Origin of the sequence: Streptomyces zhaozhouensis (assembly GCF_900230195.1) — a bacterium.
Taxonomy (GTDB): domain Bacteria; phylum Actinomycetota; class Actinomycetes; order Streptomycetales; family Streptomycetaceae; genus Streptomyces; species Streptomyces zhaozhouensis.
Genome location: NZ_OCNE01000006.1, coordinates 99,537 through 115,158, shown reverse-complemented (window position 1 = coordinate 115,158; position 15,622 = coordinate 99,537). Strand labels below are relative to the sequence as shown.

The 15,622-nt window shown below is 68.9% G+C and carries 12 protein-coding genes and 1 tRNA gene; 4 read left to right on the top strand and 9 right to left on the bottom strand.

All coding sequences use genetic code 11. The annotated features are described in order from the left end of the window. Positions 1–11: 11 nt before the first annotated feature. Entirely contained in the window at positions 12–2,582 is a 2,571-nt protein-coding gene (locus CRP51_RS11515; protein WP_097231000.1) for an ABC transporter permease, read from the top strand. A 447-nt stretch (positions 2,583–3,029) separates the two neighbouring features. Here CRP51_RS11515 and CRP51_RS11510 read toward each other — a convergent pair whose 3' ends face one another. The 3 genes from CRP51_RS11510 to CRP51_RS11500 form a co-directional block, all read right to left on the bottom strand. Then, the gene (locus CRP51_RS11510; protein ID WP_141514577.1) at positions 3,030–3,311 is read right to left on the bottom strand and encodes a hypothetical protein; all 282 of its coding nucleotides are present in this window, start codon (positions 3,309–3,311) and stop codon (positions 3,030–3,032) included. 425 nt (positions 3,312–3,736) lie between these two features. Further along, the gene (locus tag CRP51_RS11505; protein ID WP_097230998.1) at positions 3,737–4,171 is read right to left on the bottom strand and encodes a PIN domain-containing protein; all 435 of its coding nucleotides are present in this window, start codon (positions 4,169–4,171) and stop codon (positions 3,737–3,739) included. Next, positions 4,168–4,407: a ribbon-helix-helix protein, CopG family gene (locus tag CRP51_RS11500; protein ID WP_097230997.1), complete on the bottom strand. Its 240-nt coding sequence runs from the start codon at positions 4,405–4,407 to the stop codon at positions 4,168–4,170. The genes CRP51_RS11505 and CRP51_RS11500 overlap by 4 nt, the downstream gene beginning before the upstream one ends. A gap of 88 nt (positions 4,408–4,495) precedes the next feature. Here CRP51_RS11500 and CRP51_RS11495 point away from each other — a divergent pair, with 88 nt between their 5' ends. Beyond that, entirely contained in the window at positions 4,496–5,158 is a 663-nt protein-coding gene (locus tag CRP51_RS11495) for a hypothetical protein (protein WP_245880528.1), read from the top strand. 405 nt (positions 5,159–5,563) lie between these two features. Here CRP51_RS11495 and CRP51_RS11490 read toward each other — a convergent pair whose 3' ends face one another. The 3 genes from CRP51_RS11490 to CRP51_RS11480 form a co-directional block, all read right to left on the bottom strand. Further along, the gene (locus CRP51_RS11490) at positions 5,564–5,923 is read right to left on the bottom strand and encodes a hypothetical protein (protein WP_139642132.1); all 360 of its coding nucleotides are present in this window, start codon (positions 5,921–5,923) and stop codon (positions 5,564–5,566) included. Then, the gene (locus CRP51_RS11485) at positions 5,902–10,359 is read right to left on the bottom strand and encodes an RHS repeat-associated core domain-containing protein (protein ID WP_245880534.1); all 4,458 of its coding nucleotides are present in this window, start codon (positions 10,357–10,359) and stop codon (positions 5,902–5,904) included. Before CRP51_RS11485 ends, CRP51_RS11490 begins: the two co-directional genes overlap by 22 nt. Positions 10,360–10,542: 183 nt before the next feature. Continuing rightward, positions 10,543–10,613 (bottom strand) — tRNA-Gly (locus tag CRP51_RS11480). Between the two features lie 149 nt (positions 10,614–10,762). Here CRP51_RS11480 and CRP51_RS29465 point away from each other — a divergent pair. Then, positions 10,763–10,960 (top strand): hypothetical protein, encoded by a 198-nt coding sequence (locus CRP51_RS29465; protein WP_097230993.1) that lies wholly within the window; start codon positions 10,763–10,765, stop codon positions 10,958–10,960. Here the strand turns inward: CRP51_RS29465 and dcd are convergent. The 3 genes from dcd to CRP51_RS11460 all read right to left on the bottom strand — a co-directional run bounded on the left by dcd (position 10,928) and on the right by CRP51_RS11460 (position 14,710). Then, complete coding sequence (gene dcd / locus CRP51_RS11470) at positions 10,928–11,503, bottom strand: dCTP deaminase (RefSeq protein WP_097230992.1); 576 nt, start codon at positions 11,501–11,503, stop codon at positions 10,928–10,930. The two genes, CRP51_RS29465 and dcd, sit on opposite strands and share 33 nt — an antisense overlap. A gap of 110 nt (positions 11,504–11,613) precedes the next feature. Further along, entirely contained in the window at positions 11,614–12,423 is an 810-nt protein-coding gene (locus tag CRP51_RS11465; protein ID WP_097230991.1) for a Yip1 family protein, read from the bottom strand. 67 nt (positions 12,424–12,490) lie between these two features. Next, a complete protein-coding gene (locus CRP51_RS11460) occupies positions 12,491–14,710 on the bottom strand; it encodes a (Fe-S)-binding protein (protein WP_097230990.1) in 2,220 nt (739 codons plus the stop codon). Positions 14,711–14,951: 241 nt separating this feature from the next. Here CRP51_RS11460 and CRP51_RS11455 point away from each other — a divergent pair, with 241 nt between their 5' ends. Beyond that, positions 14,952–15,599, top strand: coding sequence for an NADPH-dependent FMN reductase (locus CRP51_RS11455; RefSeq protein ID WP_097230989.1), 648 nt, complete (start codon positions 14,952–14,954; stop codon positions 15,597–15,599). Positions 15,600–15,622: the final 23 nt, after the last annotated feature.

The window sequence follows — 15,622 nt, the reverse complement described above, 5'->3', positions numbered from 1 at the left end:
ACTGAGACATCATGCTGCGTACCGCTCTGCGCAACGTCTTCGCGCACAAAGCCCGACTGGCCATGACCACCCTCGCAGTCATGCTCGGAGTGGCCTTCGTCTCCGGCACCCTCGTCTTCGGCGACACGGTCGCCCAGGCCTTCCGCGATGCCTCCAGCCGGAACCTCCAGGGCGTCGCCGTGTCCGTGACGGCCGAGTACGTGCCGGGCGACGACCGTGACGAGGACGAGGAGGGCCGCAGAACCGCCCTCACCAGCGACCTCGCGGACGAGATCCGCGCCCTGCCCGGCGTCGCCTCCGTCCACCCCACAGTCAACGGCTGGGCCACCCTCGCCGACAAGGACGGCAACCCGCTGAACGTGGAGTACTTCTGGCAGAACCTGGCCACCAACTACGCCGCCGACGAGGCGGACGGCCAGGACAGCCGCTTCCCGATCACCGCCGGTCGCGGGCCCGCCGCCGAGGACGAGATCGCCCTGGCCGACCGCACCGCCGACGAGTCCGGTTACCGGATCGGCGACACGGTCCGCTTCGCCACCGACGGTCCCGCCCTGGAGAAGACCCTGGTCGGCACCGTCTCCACCGACGACCCGCGCGTGAACGCCGGCGGCTCCCTCGTCCTCTTCGACACCCCGACCGCCCAGCAGCTCTTCCTCCACGACGGGCAGTTCGACGAACTGCTGGTGAGCTCCACGCCCGGCACCGACGAGGAGACCCTGACCACCGAGATCCGCGACCTGCTGCCCGCCGAGGGGGCAGAGGCCACCAGCGGCGCCCAGCTCGCGGAGGACCAGGCCCGGCAGATCACCGAGGCCACCCGGGCGATGACCCAGATGCTGCTGATCTTCGCCGGGATCGCGCTCTTCGTCGGCGTCTTCATCATCGCCAACACCTTCTCCATGCTGATCGCCCAGCGCAGCCGCGAGGTCGCCCTGATGCGCGCCGTCGGCGCCACCCGCCGGCAGGTCGTGCGTTCGGTCCTCGTCGAAGCCACCCTCCTCGGACTCGTCGCCTCCGTCGCCGGGTTCGCCATCGGCCTCGGCATCGCCACCGGTATGCGCCCGCTCCTCAACGCCGGCGGCGCCGGTCTGCCCGACGGCTCCCTGGTGGTCTCCACCGGCGCGCTCCTGTGGTCGCTCGTGGTCGGCGTCGGCGTCACCGTCTTCGCCGCCTGGCTGCCGGCGCGCAAGGCCGCGAAGATCCCTCCGGTCGAGGCGCTGAGCACCGTCGACCAGGCACCGCCGGCCCGCTCCATGACGATCCGCAACGGGCTCGGTGGCGCCGTGACCGGCGTGGGCGTGCTGGTGATGCTGAACGTCCACAGGTTGGACAGCGGCGACGAGGGCGACTTCATGATCGCGATGTTCGGCTCCGTGATCCTCCTGATCGGCGTGATCATGCTCGCGCCGCTGCTGTCGCGGCCCCTGGTCTCGCTCGCCGGCTGGTTCACCACCCGGCTCTTCGGCGCCAACGGCAAGCTCGCCACCGAGAACGCGCTGCGCAACCCCCGCCGTACCGCCGCCACCGCCTCCGCCCTAATGATCGGCCTCACTCTCATCACCGGCCTGAGCGTGGCCGGCACCTCCACCGAGAAGGCCATCGAGAAGGGGGCTGTCGAGGGGCTGACCGCCGACTACAAGGTCTCCATCCGCGAGGGCCTGGACACCGAACTCGGCGACCGCGTCGAGAACGTGCCGGGCGTCGCCGACACGGCCGCCCTCGTCACCGCGCCGCTGGACCTGAACGGCGAGTTCACCACGATCACCGGCGCCGACCCCGCGCAGCTCCGGAACGTCACTGACCTGACCTACACCAGCGGCTCCCCCGACGCCGTCGGCCCCGGCCGGATCGCGATCTCCGAGGACCTGGCCGAGCGGGCCGGCCTGTCCCACGGCGACACGGTGGACGCCGAGCTGGGCGGCGACAGCGATGCCCAGGTGCAGCGGCTGACGATCGTCGGTGTCTACCAGGAGAACCGCGCCATCGACGGCGCGCTGGGCACCCTGGACCAGGTCATGCCCCACAGCTCGTCCGACACGTACGACAGCGTCTACGTCAAGGCCGAGTCCGGTCAGGCCGCCGGCCTCGACCTGGACATCCGGCAGGCCCTGGACAACAGCCCGCTGCTCCAGGTGCAGACCCGGGAGGAGATCACCCAGGAAGAGGCCGGCGGCATCGCCGGCCTTCTCAACATGATCTACGGACTGCTCGGCATGTCCGTCCTGATCGCGGTGCTCGGTGTCGTCAACACCCTCGCCATGTCCGTCTTCGAGCGGACCCGCGAGATCGGCTTGCTCCGCGCCATCGGCCTCGACCGCACCGACATCCGGCAGATGGTGCGCCTGGAGTCCGTCGTGATCTGCCTCTTCGGCGCCGTCCTCGGCATCGGCCTCGGCATCTTCATCGCCTGGGCCAGCGGCAACCTCACCAAGTCCTCCCTGGCGACATACGAAACGGTCCTGCCCTGGGTCAGCCTCGGACTCTTCCTGCTGACGGCCCTGGCCATCGGGGTTCTGGCCGCCATCTGGCCGGCCCGTCGGGCCGCCCGACTCAACATGCTCCAGTCGATCAACGCCCAGTAGGAACCCGCCGGCCGGAACCGGACGCCGCCGGTGAACCCAGGGGTCCTGAGGGGGCGCGTCACGCGGGACCTGCCCGCCGAACTCGCCGCCCGCGCAACGGCAGGCACCTGGCCGGCGCAGCCCACGACAACCGCGTCATCCCGCACGCGAGGACGCCGGCCGACGGACTCTCCCACGGCCAACCGGAGCCGCTGCTCCACTTGGTGAAGACACACACGCAGCGGCTCCGGGACCCTCCCGCCGCCCCGTTCGTGGAGGGCCTGGGGTTGATCGAAGCGGCGAAGTCCAAGGCCGGGTCGTCTCGTTCGGATCTTCGCGGGGGCATGACCTCCCCAGGCTTCGTCCGGGAACGCCCCCAACGTACGAGCAGCGATCCGGCGCCTCGCGATGTACCGCGTCGTAGGGTCCCCTCCTTCCAGCCGCAGGGCTGGGGGAGCCGCCCCCTGATCAGCGAAGATCCAAACGTGGCCAATACACCTGCCCCGCGACCCACATGGGCGACCAGAAGAGCACCTTGCCCATACGTCGATCGAGCAGGACCAGGGTCGTCGCGCCCGAACCACCCGTGGCGGTCACCAGCTTCACCGGAGCGCCGTCGAGTTCGTCGAGCCTGTGCAGCAGAGCCTCGACCTCCTGCCGCAACGGCGAGCCGGCGGGAAGCCGGTTCCGCCTTCGGCGGTAGGTGTGGCACAGCGAGTCGACGGGGATGTCCCTGTCAGCACCCCGCACGTGGGGCACTGTTCCCAGCAGGGAGGCCAGGGCCGGCGACCGCTCGTACGATGCCACAGCCTCGGTGACCCTCTGGTTCAACCGGCTCAGCCCGGACACCGGAACCACGACCTTCCCCGGTCCGCGGTGACTTCCGCGCCGGTGACCTCGTCCCGGACAAGGTACTCGTTCTGAGACGGTCGGGTACATGGGGGCACAAAGAACAGGGCCCAGGTCGCTGACCTGGGCTTTAACCGTGAGAGCGGGCGACGAGAATCGAACTCGCGCTCTGCGCTTGGGAATCACCGTACGGAACGGCCCGGCGTACCACCTGACCTGTATAAACGTGACCTCAATCGGGTGCTCTGCGGGCTTGGCAGTGCCCCGTGATCGGCCGTGGTTCCCTGAGCCTTCTGGCACGCGTCTGGCACGGAGGCTCCGGGCAGCTACAGGTCGTCGGGCAGCAGCCGGAAGGCGTGGTTGCCGGTGAGTGGGGTGATGGCCCTGAAGTCGCGGCGGTCGAGGGTCAGGACGGTCTCGGTGTCGTAAGCTTCGGCCAGGACGACGTTCACCGCGTCGGTGAGGTCGAGTCGCAGGGCCGCGTAGCGGGCCTGGACCTTGCGGGCCTTGCGCAGGGCGTCGGCGGACAGCCCGGGAACGGCAACACGGCCGGTCCGCTCCTGTGCCAACAACCAGTCGTTGACGGTATGCGCTGCCTCGCGGTCGACGTTGCGCGTGGTGATGTGCTCGATCTCCAGGATCACCAGTGGTGACACGACGGTGAGCGCGGCCTGGCGCATGGCGGTGCGGGCCGACTTGTGCTCGGGATCCGAGGTGTTGAGGGCGGCCACCAGGCCGGACGTGTCGCCGACGACGATCATTCGGCGTCCGCCACGCCGTCCGAGACCGCTCGGTCGATGTCCTCGTCGGTGACCGGTCCGCCGAAGTCCAGGCGAGGAATGTCCCAGTCGTCGTCCCAACGCCGGGTACGCAGGGCCGCGACGTGGAACGCCTCCCGGAAGTACTCCGACTCGGGCCGGCCCTCCCGCGCGGCGGCTTCCTTGATCAGCGCGAGATCTTCCTCGTCGACCATGACGGTCGTCTTCTTCAAAGCCATATGGTTATGGTACCTGAACCATATCTCCGCGCTTCGAGGTGGAGAGACGCGCTCTTGTCGTTGGCGACGCCAACCGCCAAAGTCATACATGAAGTGGTATGTCCCTGACAGTGTCGTATGCGCGGGAGGGAAGGCCGTTGTGGACCAAGGCCCTGCTGTGACGTGGGCGCGCAAGATCTTCAACGATTTGACGGAACCGCTGGCGCGCGAAATACCGCGATGTCTGGTCCGAGCCCACCAGCGGGCCAAGCACGGACATCAGGGAGTGGGGACGCAGACTCTGGAGGCGTACGGGCACGGCCTGTACGCTGCGCAGTACGAGGAGTTGACCGCTGGCCTGGAGAATCTGCCGGAGGCAGCCCCTGCCCGTCTCCAGGGGCGAACGGTCATGATCGTCGCAGGCTATCTCCTCTACCCCCTCCGGTATGCAAAGAAGGACGTGCCCGTAACGGAGGCGCATCTCCGCCGCGCGACCGGGTTCCGGGCCGACCTGATTCGCCGGCATGGCCCGGAGCCTGTGCAGGCAGAGTTGGATCTGGGGCTGGACGAGCTTCGGGAGGCCGAGGTTCACCGGGATCTTCTCCGGATCAGTCCGGACACCAGGCTGGTTCTCCTGGCCTACGCCTGTTCGATGGAACGGGGTGTGGTGCGCGTTGAGTGGGGCGACGCGGAGCTGCGGCATGACGACAAACACCTGTTGTGGCATCACCATGAACCGCTTCCGATGCCTGCGGATGGGGAGCCAAACTGACCCACCGCCGGGCCATTTGGCACACGGCTCGTGCATCGGACTAGACAACACAACGGCCCAGGCTGGGGATCATGTCCCTGACCTGGGCCTTCACGCTAAGAGCGGGCGACGAGAATCGAACTCGCGCTCTGAGCTTGGGAATCAGAGGTACTGTGCGGCGAAACCCCATGTAGACCTGCTGCGATTGGCTGGATCACCCTTCCCCGACATGCCGCCGGTGACCGATTGGGACCGACAGCACGGGCACGCATCGGGCACGGAGTCTGGACCATTGTGGCCGCTCTCATCCGCTGGCGCTTCTTGTGTTGGCCCCGTCCACGTCGCCGCCCGTGGCTAGGCTCTCCGGTTTCCCCGTGTTAATCGCAGCCCGCGCCCCACCCAGTGAACACAACATTTCGACAGACTCTAGCCCGCTACCCACATGGGCGACCAGAAGAGCACCCGGGACATATGTCGGTCGAGCAGCACCAGGGTCGTCGCGCCCGTACTGCCCGTGACTGTCACCAGCTTCACTGGAGCGCCGTCGAGTTCGTCGAGCCTGTGCAGCAGAGCCTCGACCTCCTGCCGCAACGGCGAGCCGGCGGGAAGCCGGTTCCCCCTTCGGCGGTAGGTGCGGCGCAGGGAATCGACAGAAATGTCCCTGTCAGTACCCCGCACGTGGGTCACTGTCACCAGCAGGGAGGCCAGGGCCGGCGACTGCTCGTACGATGCCACGGCCTCGGTGACCCGCTGGTTCAACTGGCTCAGCCCGGACACTGGAACCACGACCTTCCCCGGTCCGTGGTGACTTCCGCGCCGGTGACCTCGTCCCGGATGAGATACTCGCTCTCGCCGTAGATATCTTGCGACTCGACGAATCGGTCGGCGGGAACGTGGTCCTCGGGAATTCTCAGCACGATGCCTCCTGGGCCCATCTCGTCGGCCGCGTCCAGGGCCACATCTTCGAAGTCAGTGGTCCAGGAGGTGAGATTACTGTTGGTATTCCCGCCGTTGTGTAGGGCGGCGTCCGCGTCGCCCCCCAGAGGCACCGCTCGTCCCTCCATGCCCTCGGAGAACTTGTAGTGGTCGCGGCAGAGACCGCGGTACAGGTAGCCGTCGCCCTCAAGTCCGAGCGGGTCCCTCCAGTGCAGCGGATTGGGGACGTACCCGTAGTGATTGATCTGTGGTCGTGGGCCGAGTGGGTCGGGAGTGCAGTACCGGGCGACGGAAGGGTCGTAGTACCGGTAGTGGTTGTAGTGCAGGCCACTCTCGGCGTCGAAGACCTGTCCCGGAAAGCGAAGAGGGCAGTCGGCGGAATCGCCTTGGAACTCCCCCCCACGGTCAGGGACCGGAACGCCCCACAGGGAGGCGCCGTTACGCCACACGACGTCACCGCGCGTGTCGACGAGGTGAGTTGGCGTCCCCACGAGGTCGCTGACGATGCTGTAGAACGCACGGTCATAGTCCTGCTGCTCGTCCAGCCTCAGCGCACCGGTCGTGACGGTCTGCGCGATGGGGACGCCAGCCATGTAGTCCCACGAGGTAGTGCGCGGTGCCGCCGAACCAGAGAACTCCGTCTGCTCCACCAGGGTGGTGCCAGCCCAGACGTACTCCGTGCGGTCGACGGCTCGGCCCCCAGCGTCCCGCCGCCACTTGGCGAGCCGACGGCCAAGTGGGTCGTAGCGGTACTCCCAAACATCGCCCTCCGGCGTTCGCACTTCCGTGAGCTGGTCCTCCGCGTTCCAGCTGTACTGCCACACCGAGGGCGGACGGGAACCGTGGCGCCGCGTGCGCCGCACGGTGCGGCCGGCAGGGTCGTAGTCGAAGGTGGTGTCGCCCGCGCACAGCAACAGGCTTCCCTCGTGGATTCGTTCGCCCGCCACGCCGGCATCCTCGTCACCCACCCAGGCAGCCCTCGTCTGGTAGCCCCTGGAGTCGTAGGTGTAGCTCTCCCACCAGTCCTCGCCTGTCACGGCCGTGACCCGGCCCAGCGGGTCGCTGTCGAGCGTCAGCCGCCCGCGTGTGTCGTCGTGCAACTCCCTCAGCAGGCCATTCGGACCATAGACGAAGCCACGCTCGCTGGACCGACCGTCCGGGGCGGTCATGGTCTGCCTGGTCAACCACCCCTCGCCTGACCACTCCTGCCGCAACGTGGGGCCCTGGCGCACGTGGCGCCCGACCTCGCGCCCCATCGCGTCGTAGTCGAACTCCGTGCTGACCTCGTTCGAGACGAGGCACGTGCGCCGACCTGCCGCGTCATGTACGAACCTCGTGTGGTGCCCGCTCGGCGTGGTGCGTGAGACCAACCGTCCCGCCCTGTCGAAGCGTTGGTGCAGTGTCCGGCCGTTGTGGTGCTCGGCGATGACGCGCCCCACCGAGTCCCGGTCGAGGCGCAACTCGGACCCTGGCCCAGCCGCCGACTGAAGTCGTCCCAGTCGGTCGTAGCGGAACTCGGTGCGGTCCCCTCCGGACTCCTTGACCGCGATTCGCCCCAGTGGATCCCGCTGGTACCGCACCTCCTGTCCCGAGGCGTTCGTCCGGGACACCAGCTGGTCCGCGGCGTCGTGGGAGTAGGTGGTCGCGCGGCCGTCGAAGTCGAACTCCGCGACGAGCCGACCGGCCTCGTCGTAGCTCCTTCGCCATTCCTTGCCGTCGGGAGCCACGACACGGACCAGTCGCAGTTCGCTGTCCCGCTCGTACCTGGTCTCGGTACCGTCAGGCGCCGTGCTGCTGACGCGCTGGCCGAAGGCGTTGTACACGGCCCGGTGTACGGCACCGCCGGGGTCCGTGTAGGCGACGCGGTTGCCCTGCCCGTCATACTCCCATGTGCGGGTGTGGCCGGCGGCATCCGTGGCCGCGACCAGGTGTCCCTCGGCGTCCCACCGGAGCCGGAACAGCGTGCCGTCCGGTTGTTCGACCAGCACCGGCCGCCCGAAGGCGTCACGCTGTTCCGCGGACGTCTGCCCAAGCGGACCCACCGAACTGATCGGCAGGCCCGCCGCGTCGCACTCGATGTGAGTGATGGCTCCCGAGGGATCGGTGATCGACTTCAGCATCCCCCGGGGGCCGTAGCCGTAACGCACGGTGGCCCCCGACGGATCTGTGTACGAGGTGCGGTTGCCCGCCCCGTCGAACGTCTGCTCGCGTACCGAGCCGTCGGCTTCCACCACCCGCGCCTCCAGGCCCGGAGCCGCGTACGTGATGGTGACTTCGCCCCCGTCCGGACGACGGCACCAGACCAACTGCCCCCACTCGTCGTAGGCGTACTCCGCTGTCCGGCCCAACGGGTCCGTGCGCCGAAGCAGGTTGTCATAACGGTCATAGCGATACCGGGTGACGTGGCCCAGAGGGCCGGTCTCGCTCTCCAACCGATAGGCGTCGTCGAACCGAAACAACGTCACATTGCCAAGAGAATCGGTGTACTCGGTCGTTCCGGTGCCGTCCGGGTAAGCGATGGTGCTGCGCAGCGTGCTGTCCGGCATACCCGTTCGAATACAGCGGCCCCGTTCGTCGTAGCTGTACGTGAACGAGTTGCCGTTGCGATCCTGCCAGCCGGTGAGTCGCCGGTGGGCGTCGTGACGCAGCGTGAACAGGTGCCCGGAGGCGTTCCGCACGCCGCTCAACTCACCGTCGCTGGTGTACTCGTAGCGCCGGAGCACGGGTTGTTCCGGGGCGCTCAGCATGACCAGCTCGCGAAGCCGTCCACTCCGGATGGTCAGTCCTACTCGGTAGCCCCCCGTGTGTTCCAGCAGTACGGGGAGGCCGGCCGGGTCATACCGCACGTCCAGCCTGTTGCCGTTGCGGTCGGCGACAGCGACCAGGGAGAGCTGGCTCGCATCGCTGGCCACCGGTTCGAAGTGCAGCGTCCGGTTGCTCTCGTACTGCCGAACCGTCAGCTGGCCGTGGGACTCGCCGTCCCACAGCAGGCCCCAACGCGGTCCCTCCACCGGCATCACTGGGGTCTCCCCGTCGGGAAGCGGAACCGGGTAGTGCAGCACCATGCCGTCCTCTGCGAAGAACCGCACGCCGTTGTCGTCCAGGACCAACCGTTGGTCAAGGGTGGAGAACCAGGCAGGTCCAAGCCAGACACCGTTGGCCACACCGGATCGGTGCACCCGGCGGAACAGCAGGTCCAACTTGCCGGACAGCTCCACGTCGGTGACGGACATCACCACTTCGCCGGTGGCCATGTCGATGGGGTCGTTCTTGCAGAGGAGCCGCCGGAACTCGCGCCCCAGGTGGCGCAACCCCTGCCCCATTCCCTGGACACCGGAGGATATGCCTCTCAGTCCGGTTCGTGCCGCTGACCGGAGCCCCCGGGCGAGGCCGCCGAGGGTGGTGAGGCCTTTCATGCCGGGGATGCAGTCGAGTGCGGCGAAGGCGACGTCGAGGAGTCCGGCTTCTCCTCTGGCGTATTTGATGAGGGTGTCGGCGAGGACGACCAGCGCTGCCGCCAGCACCACCCAGGCGAGAGGGCCGCCGATGATCATCACCACGATGCCGAGGACGGCGACGATGACCTTGCATATCTCGACCAGGGTGTCCCAGTTGTCGGTCACCCACTTGATGGCCTTCTCCCACCAGCGGCGGTTTTGGATGCCGGCGTCGCTCGCCTCGTCGATGTCGCGGGCGCACTGGCGCGCTGCTTCCTCGCGCATCTCCTGCGCGTCGAGGGCGAGTTGGCGGGCCGCGGTCAGGCGTTCCTGGGCGTCGTCGACTCTGCTTTGGGCGGCGCCGGCGGCGGCTTCGGCGGCCTGTTGGTCGCGGGTGGCGGCGCGGACGTCGGCCTCGTCGGGTGGTTCGACGTTGTCGCGTTCGCCTTCGCGTTGGAGGCGTTCGGCTTCGTCGCCGGCGCGGCCGACCCAGTCGGTGGCGTCGCCGAGCGCGGTCTGGGCGGAGGCGAGGTCGGCCTGGGCGGTGACGGCGCGGTCCAGGGCGCGGTCGGCCATGCCCTGCGCGGTCTGGAGCTTGGGCCAGTAGGTGTGCAGCGCCTGGGCGCACAGGGAGTAGGAGTCCTCGAGTTTGGTGAGGTTGTCCGGAACGCCGTCGAACTCACGCCGGAACGCGTCCGCCGACAGCCCCGCCCACTCCAACATGGCCCGCTCGCCCGCCATGCCCCGGATCTTGCCGAGCGCCTCACCGACGTCGTCGGCGAACTCCTCCAACTCATCCGCCAGCTCCCGGACCTCGTCCGGATCACCCGGCGTCGGGTCCCGATCCATGTCCACCGGTGACCAATCAGACGGTCGCGCCATGATCCCCCCAGGCCGCTCTCCCCAAAGCGGACGAAACACTACTCAGAGAAGTCGACGCGAGCAACGGGTGACCGACGGGACCAAGGCGGTCGGGCACAGGAGGACCCAAAGAACAAGGCCCGGGTCGCTGACCTGGGCCTTGCCTACAAGAGCGGGCGACGAGAATCGAACTCGCGCTCTGAGCTTGGGAAGCTCATGTTCTACCATTAAACTACGCCCGCCTGAACCGCCCCCGAGGGGCGTTCCGCTGTCACAGGGTACCCCATCTCGGCGAGGCGCGGGGACGTCGGAGTGCCGGCGTGGGGGTGGTGGGGTGGTCGCCTAGGGTGGCGTGCGTTGTCAGGACGCAGGACGCAGGGAGATTGCCACGTTGTCTGGTGCCGCCGTCGTTACCGTCGTTCGTTGTGTTGAGGGACATGTGTTCCGTACCGAGCGCTTTCCCATGCCGCAGTTGGGGAGTGAACGGATCGGACCCGGGCGGTTGTTGCGGTGTCCGCGGTGTGCGCGGATGCGCAGTGTCGTGCCGGTGACCGGCTCAGACGTCGGTGCGGTGGAAGTTCAGGTATGACCTCGACGGCGTCGGCCCCCGCTGCCCCTGGTAGCGGGAGCCGGCGCCGGTGGAGCCGTAGGGGTTCTCCGCGGGGGAGGTCAGTTGGAAGACGCAGAGCTGGCCGATTTTCATCCCCGGCCAGAGCTTGATCGGCAGGGTCGCCACGTTGGACAGCTCCAGCGTGACATGGCCCGAGAAGCCCGGGTCGATGAATCCGGCCGTGGAGTGGGTGAGGAGCCCGAGCCGGCCGAGGGAGCTCTTGCCCTCCAGTCGGGAGGCCAGGTTCTCCGGGAGGGTGATGACCTCCAGCGTGGAGGCCAGCACGAACTCCCCGGGGTGGAGGATGAACGGCTCGTCGCCCTTGGGTTCGATCATCCGCGTCAGGTCCGGCTGCTCGACCGAGGGGTCGATGTGCGGGTAGCGGTGGTTCTCGAACACCCGGAAGTACCGGTCGAGTCGGACGTCGATGCTGGAGGGCTGGACCATCGCGGGGTCGAACGGGTCGATCCGCATCCGGCCCGCGTCGATTTCGGCCCGGATGTCCTTGTCTGACAGAAGCACCCCCCGAGGTTACCGAAGAGGCCCCGGCCGGCGTGGGCCGGGCGAGGCCAGGGTGGGTGGGGAACGTCTCCCGGGGGCTCCGCCGGGGTCAGCCGGGGGCTCCGCCGGGGTCAGAGGGTGCCGAGCTTGATCAGCATCAGCACTCCGAGCAGTTGGATGCCGGAGGCGGCCAGCGCCCTGGGCCAGGCGATCTCGTGGGAGCGGCTGACCATCATGGTGAAGAGCAGCCCCGCGTAGAGCCAGGTCGCCCACCCCAGCAGTTGCACCGCCGGGTTGCCGCCGCCCAGGAAGAGGGCGAGCGCCAGCCGGGGTACGTCCGTCAGCGTCATGATCAGCATGGCGAGGCCGGCGGTCGGCGCCCACAGGCCGTTGCCGCCGAACTGGCGCGCCAGGTGGTGGGTGACGGTGCTCAGCACCAGGGCTCCCAGCACCATCGCGACGCCGGTGAACAGCAGATACGGGATCAGGCTGGAGATCGTGGTCTCCAGGATGGTGTCGCGGGAGTCGTCGAGGCCGAAGACGGCGACCAGCCCGTAGAGGAAGCTGACGATCAGCGCCGGCCACCACATCTGGTAGTCGCGCATCGTCCAGAACGTGCCGCTGGGCTTGAAGACGATGCCCGTCAGCAGCGGCCGCCAGGTCAGCGGGTCCGGCGGCGGCCCGGCCGGCGGCTGGGGGCCGCCCTGCGGCGCCGGGGCGCCGTACCCGTCGTCGGCGTGGCCGTCGCCGCCCTGCGGCACCGCCGGGTAGTAACCGGTGTGCGCACCGTCCGCGTAGTCGTCGTCCGGGGGGTAACCACCGTGCGGATAGGGCTGGGCGCCCGCGTGGGGCGGGGGCCCCGGCGGGTACCCCTGTCCCGGTGGAGAGGGGTAACCACCCTGCGGATACTGCTCGTCGCGCTTCCTTCGGAATCCGGCCACGCCCTAGAACGTACCTTCTCCTCGGGGCCTCGGACTCCGGGATCCCCCGGAGCGAACCCCCAGACCGTCAGCTTCCGGTCGGTTCGGGCGTCGGCTCCGGCGCCGGCTCGTCGCTCGGCGCCTCGTCCGGGCCCGGGGTGCGGACCGAGTCCAGCAGCAGCTGGGCCACGTCCACCACCCGCAGCTCCTCCTTCGCCTTGCCGTCGTTCTTCTTGCCGTTGACCGAGTCGCTCAGCATGACCAGGCAGAACGGGCAGGCCGTGGAGACGATGTCCGGGTCCAGGGCGAGCGCCTCGTCGACCCGCTCGTCGTTGACCCGCTTGCCGATGCGCTCCTCCATCCACATCCGCGCGCCGCCGGCCCCGCAGCAGAAGCCGCGCTCCTTGTGGCGGTGCATCTCCTCGTTCCGCAGGCCGGGGACGCGGCCGATGATCTCGCGGGGCGGGGTGTAGACCTTGTTGTGCCGGCCCAGGTAGCAGGGGTCGTGGTAGGTGATCAGGCCCTCGACGGGGGTGACGGGGGTGAGCTTGCCCTCGTCGACCAGGTGCTGGAGCAGCTGGGTGTGGTGGATCACCTCGAACTCGCCGCCGAGCTGCGGGTACTCGTTGGCGATGGTGTTGAAGCAGTGCGGGCAGGTCGCGACGATCCTCTTCGCGCCGGCCTCCTTCAGCGCCGACACGTTCTGCTCGCCGAGCTGCTGGAAGAGGAACTCGTTGCCCAGGCGGCGGGCCGAGTCACCCGTGCACGCCTCGTCGCCGCCCATGATGGCGAACCGGACGCCGGCCATGTGCAGCAGCTCCGCGAACGCCTTGGTCGTCTTCTTGGCGCGGTCCTCCAGGGCGCCGGCGCAGCCGACCCAGTAGAGGTAGTCGACGTCGGCGAGGCTCTCCACGTCCTTGCCGACGACGGGGACCTCGAAGTCGACCTCCTTGGTCCACTCCAGGCGCTTCTTCTTCGCCAGGCCCCACGGGTTCCCCTTGCGCTCCAGGTTCTTCAGCATGGTGCCGGCCTCGCTGGGGAACGCGGACTCGATCATCACCTGGTAGCGGCGCATGTCGACGATGTGGTCGACGTGCTCGATGTCCACCGGGCACTGCTCGACGCAGGCGCCGCAGGTGGTGCAGGACCAGAGCACGTCGGGGTCGATCACGCCGTGCTGCTCGGCGGTGCCGACCAGCGGGCGCTGGTGCTCGGGGACCGGGCCGTCGCCGGCCTCGGTCAGGGCGGCCTCGTCGGCGCCGGGCAGCAGGTAGGGCGCCTTGGCGTGCGCGTGGTCGCGCAGCGACATGACCAGCAGCTTGGGGGAGAGCGGCTTGCCCGTGTTCCACGCGGGGCACTGGGACTGGCAACGCCCGCACTCGGTGCAGGTGGAGAAGTCCAGCAGGCCCTTCCAGGAGAAGTGCTCGACCTGCGAGACGCCGAACTGCGGCTCCTCCTCCGCGTCCTCGTCGTCGAAGACCGTCTCGAAGTCGATCGGCTTGCCGCCCGAGGTCATCGGCAGCAGCGCGCCCAGCGCCGGGTCGCCGTCCGCGTTCCGCTTGAACCAGATGTTGGGGAAGGCGAGGAAGCGGTGCCAGGCCACGCCCATGTCCGTGTTGAGCGCGACGGTGATCGCCCAGGTCATGGTGGTGCCGAGCTTGATCAGGGCGGCCAGGTAGACCAGGTTCTGGAGGGTGCCGGCGGAGAGGCCGTCGAACGCGGCGACCAGCGGGTAGGTGACGAAGTACGCCGGGTCGTAGCCGTCCACGTGGTGCAGCGCGCCCTCCAGGCCGCGCAGCACGAGAATCGCCAGGCCGATGATCAGGATGACGTACTCGACGAAGTACGCCTGCCAGGCGGTGGAGCCGGTGAAGCGGGACTTGCGCCCGGGGCGGCTCGGCAGGCTGAGCAGCCGGATCACGATCAGGGTGGCGATGCCGAGCACCGTCATGGCCGCGATGAACTCGATGTACATCTCGTACGGCAGGAAGCCGCCGATCACCGGCAGCACCCAGTCGGCCTGGAAGAGCTGCCCGTACGCCTGGACGATCGTCAGCCCGAGGGTGAGGAAGCCGACCGCGACGAACCAGTGCGCGACGCCGACCACGCCCCAGCGGTTCATCCGGGTGTGGCCGACGAACTCCTTGGCCAGCGTCACCGAGCGGGCCTTCGGGTCGTCGGTCCGCGTGCCCTCGGGCACCGGCTGGCCCAGACGGAGGAAGCGGACGATCTCCACGGCGGCTCGGCTGAACAGCGCGACGGCGACCGCGGTGAGCGTCAGCGAGATGACGATCGCGGCGAGTTGCATGGTGGCTCCTCGGACCTGCGGACGGGCGGGCGGATGCACGATAGCTCAGAGGCATCCTACTGATCGGTAACCGGATTGGCGAACATGCGGAAGGGGGCCCCATGTCCGCCGCGTCGAGGGGGAGTTGGGGCCGAGGCTTGACTTCAAGTTGGGTTGAGATTCCAGGCTTGTGAGCGTGCCGGGGAGCGAAGGGCTCCCCGCGCTTCGAGCACGCTTCGCGCGTAAACCCTGGAGGTCAGCCATGTCCACCGCCCTCGCCACCGCCGCCTCTCCCACCGACACGGCGCGGACCAGGCCGCTGCGGCTGGCCGTGATCCTCGGCAGCGTGCGGGACGGCCGTTTCGGGCCGACCGTGGCCGACTGGTTCACCGGGGTCGCCCAGGAACGGGCCGGGGGCCGGGGCGACGTGGTCGTCGACCGGCTCGACCTGGCCGACGTGCCGCTGCCGCTGGACATGGCGACGCGGCCGGAGGAGGTCGCCCCCGAGGTCGCGGAACGGCTGGCCACGGTCGCCGGCCGGCTGGCCGAGGCCGACGCCTTCGTGGTGATCACCCCGGAGTACAACCACAGCTTCCCCGCCGCGCTGAAGAACCTCATCGACTGGCACTTCGGCGAGTGGCAGGCCAAGCCGGTCGGCTTCGTCTCCTACGGCGGCGTCGGCGGCGGGCTGCGCGCCGTCGAGCAACTGCGCGGGGTCTTCGCCGAGCTGCACGCGGTCACCGTGCGTCGGGCGGTCAGCTTCCACCACCCGTGGAACTGGTTCGACGCCTCCGGCCGCCCCGACGACGAGGCCGCCTGCGCGAAGGCCGCCCACGGGCTGCTCGACCAGATCGTCTGGTGGGGGGACGCGCTGCGCGCCGCGCGCGAGGCCAGTCCCTACGCCGCCTGAGTCGACCGCTCCACCTTTCGCAC

Coding starts and splice junctions, on each gene's coding strand:
- CRP51_RS11515 (WP_097231000.1), top strand. CDS start 12: ATGCTGCGTACCGCTCTGCGCAACGTCTTCGCGCACAAAGCCCGACTG.
- CRP51_RS11505 (WP_097230998.1), bottom strand. CDS start 4,171: ATGATCGTCGTCGGCGACACGTCCGGCCTGGTGGCCGCCCTCAACACC.
- CRP51_RS11500 (WP_097230997.1), bottom strand. CDS start 4,407: ATGGCTTTGAAGAAGACGACCGTCATGGTCGACGAGGAAGATCTCGCG.
- CRP51_RS11495 (WP_245880528.1), top strand. CDS start 4,496: ATGAAGTGGTATGTCCCTGACAGTGTCGTATGCGCGGGAGGGAAGGCC.
- CRP51_RS11485 (WP_245880534.1), bottom strand. CDS start 10,359: ATGGATCGGGACCCGACGCCGGGTGATCCGGACGAGGTCCGGGAGCTG.
- CRP51_RS11460 (WP_097230990.1), bottom strand. CDS start 14,710: ATGCAACTCGCCGCGATCGTCATCTCGCTGACGCTCACCGCGGTCGCC.
- CRP51_RS11455 (WP_097230989.1), top strand. CDS start 14,952: ATGTCCACCGCCCTCGCCACCGCCGCCTCTCCCACCGACACGGCGCGG.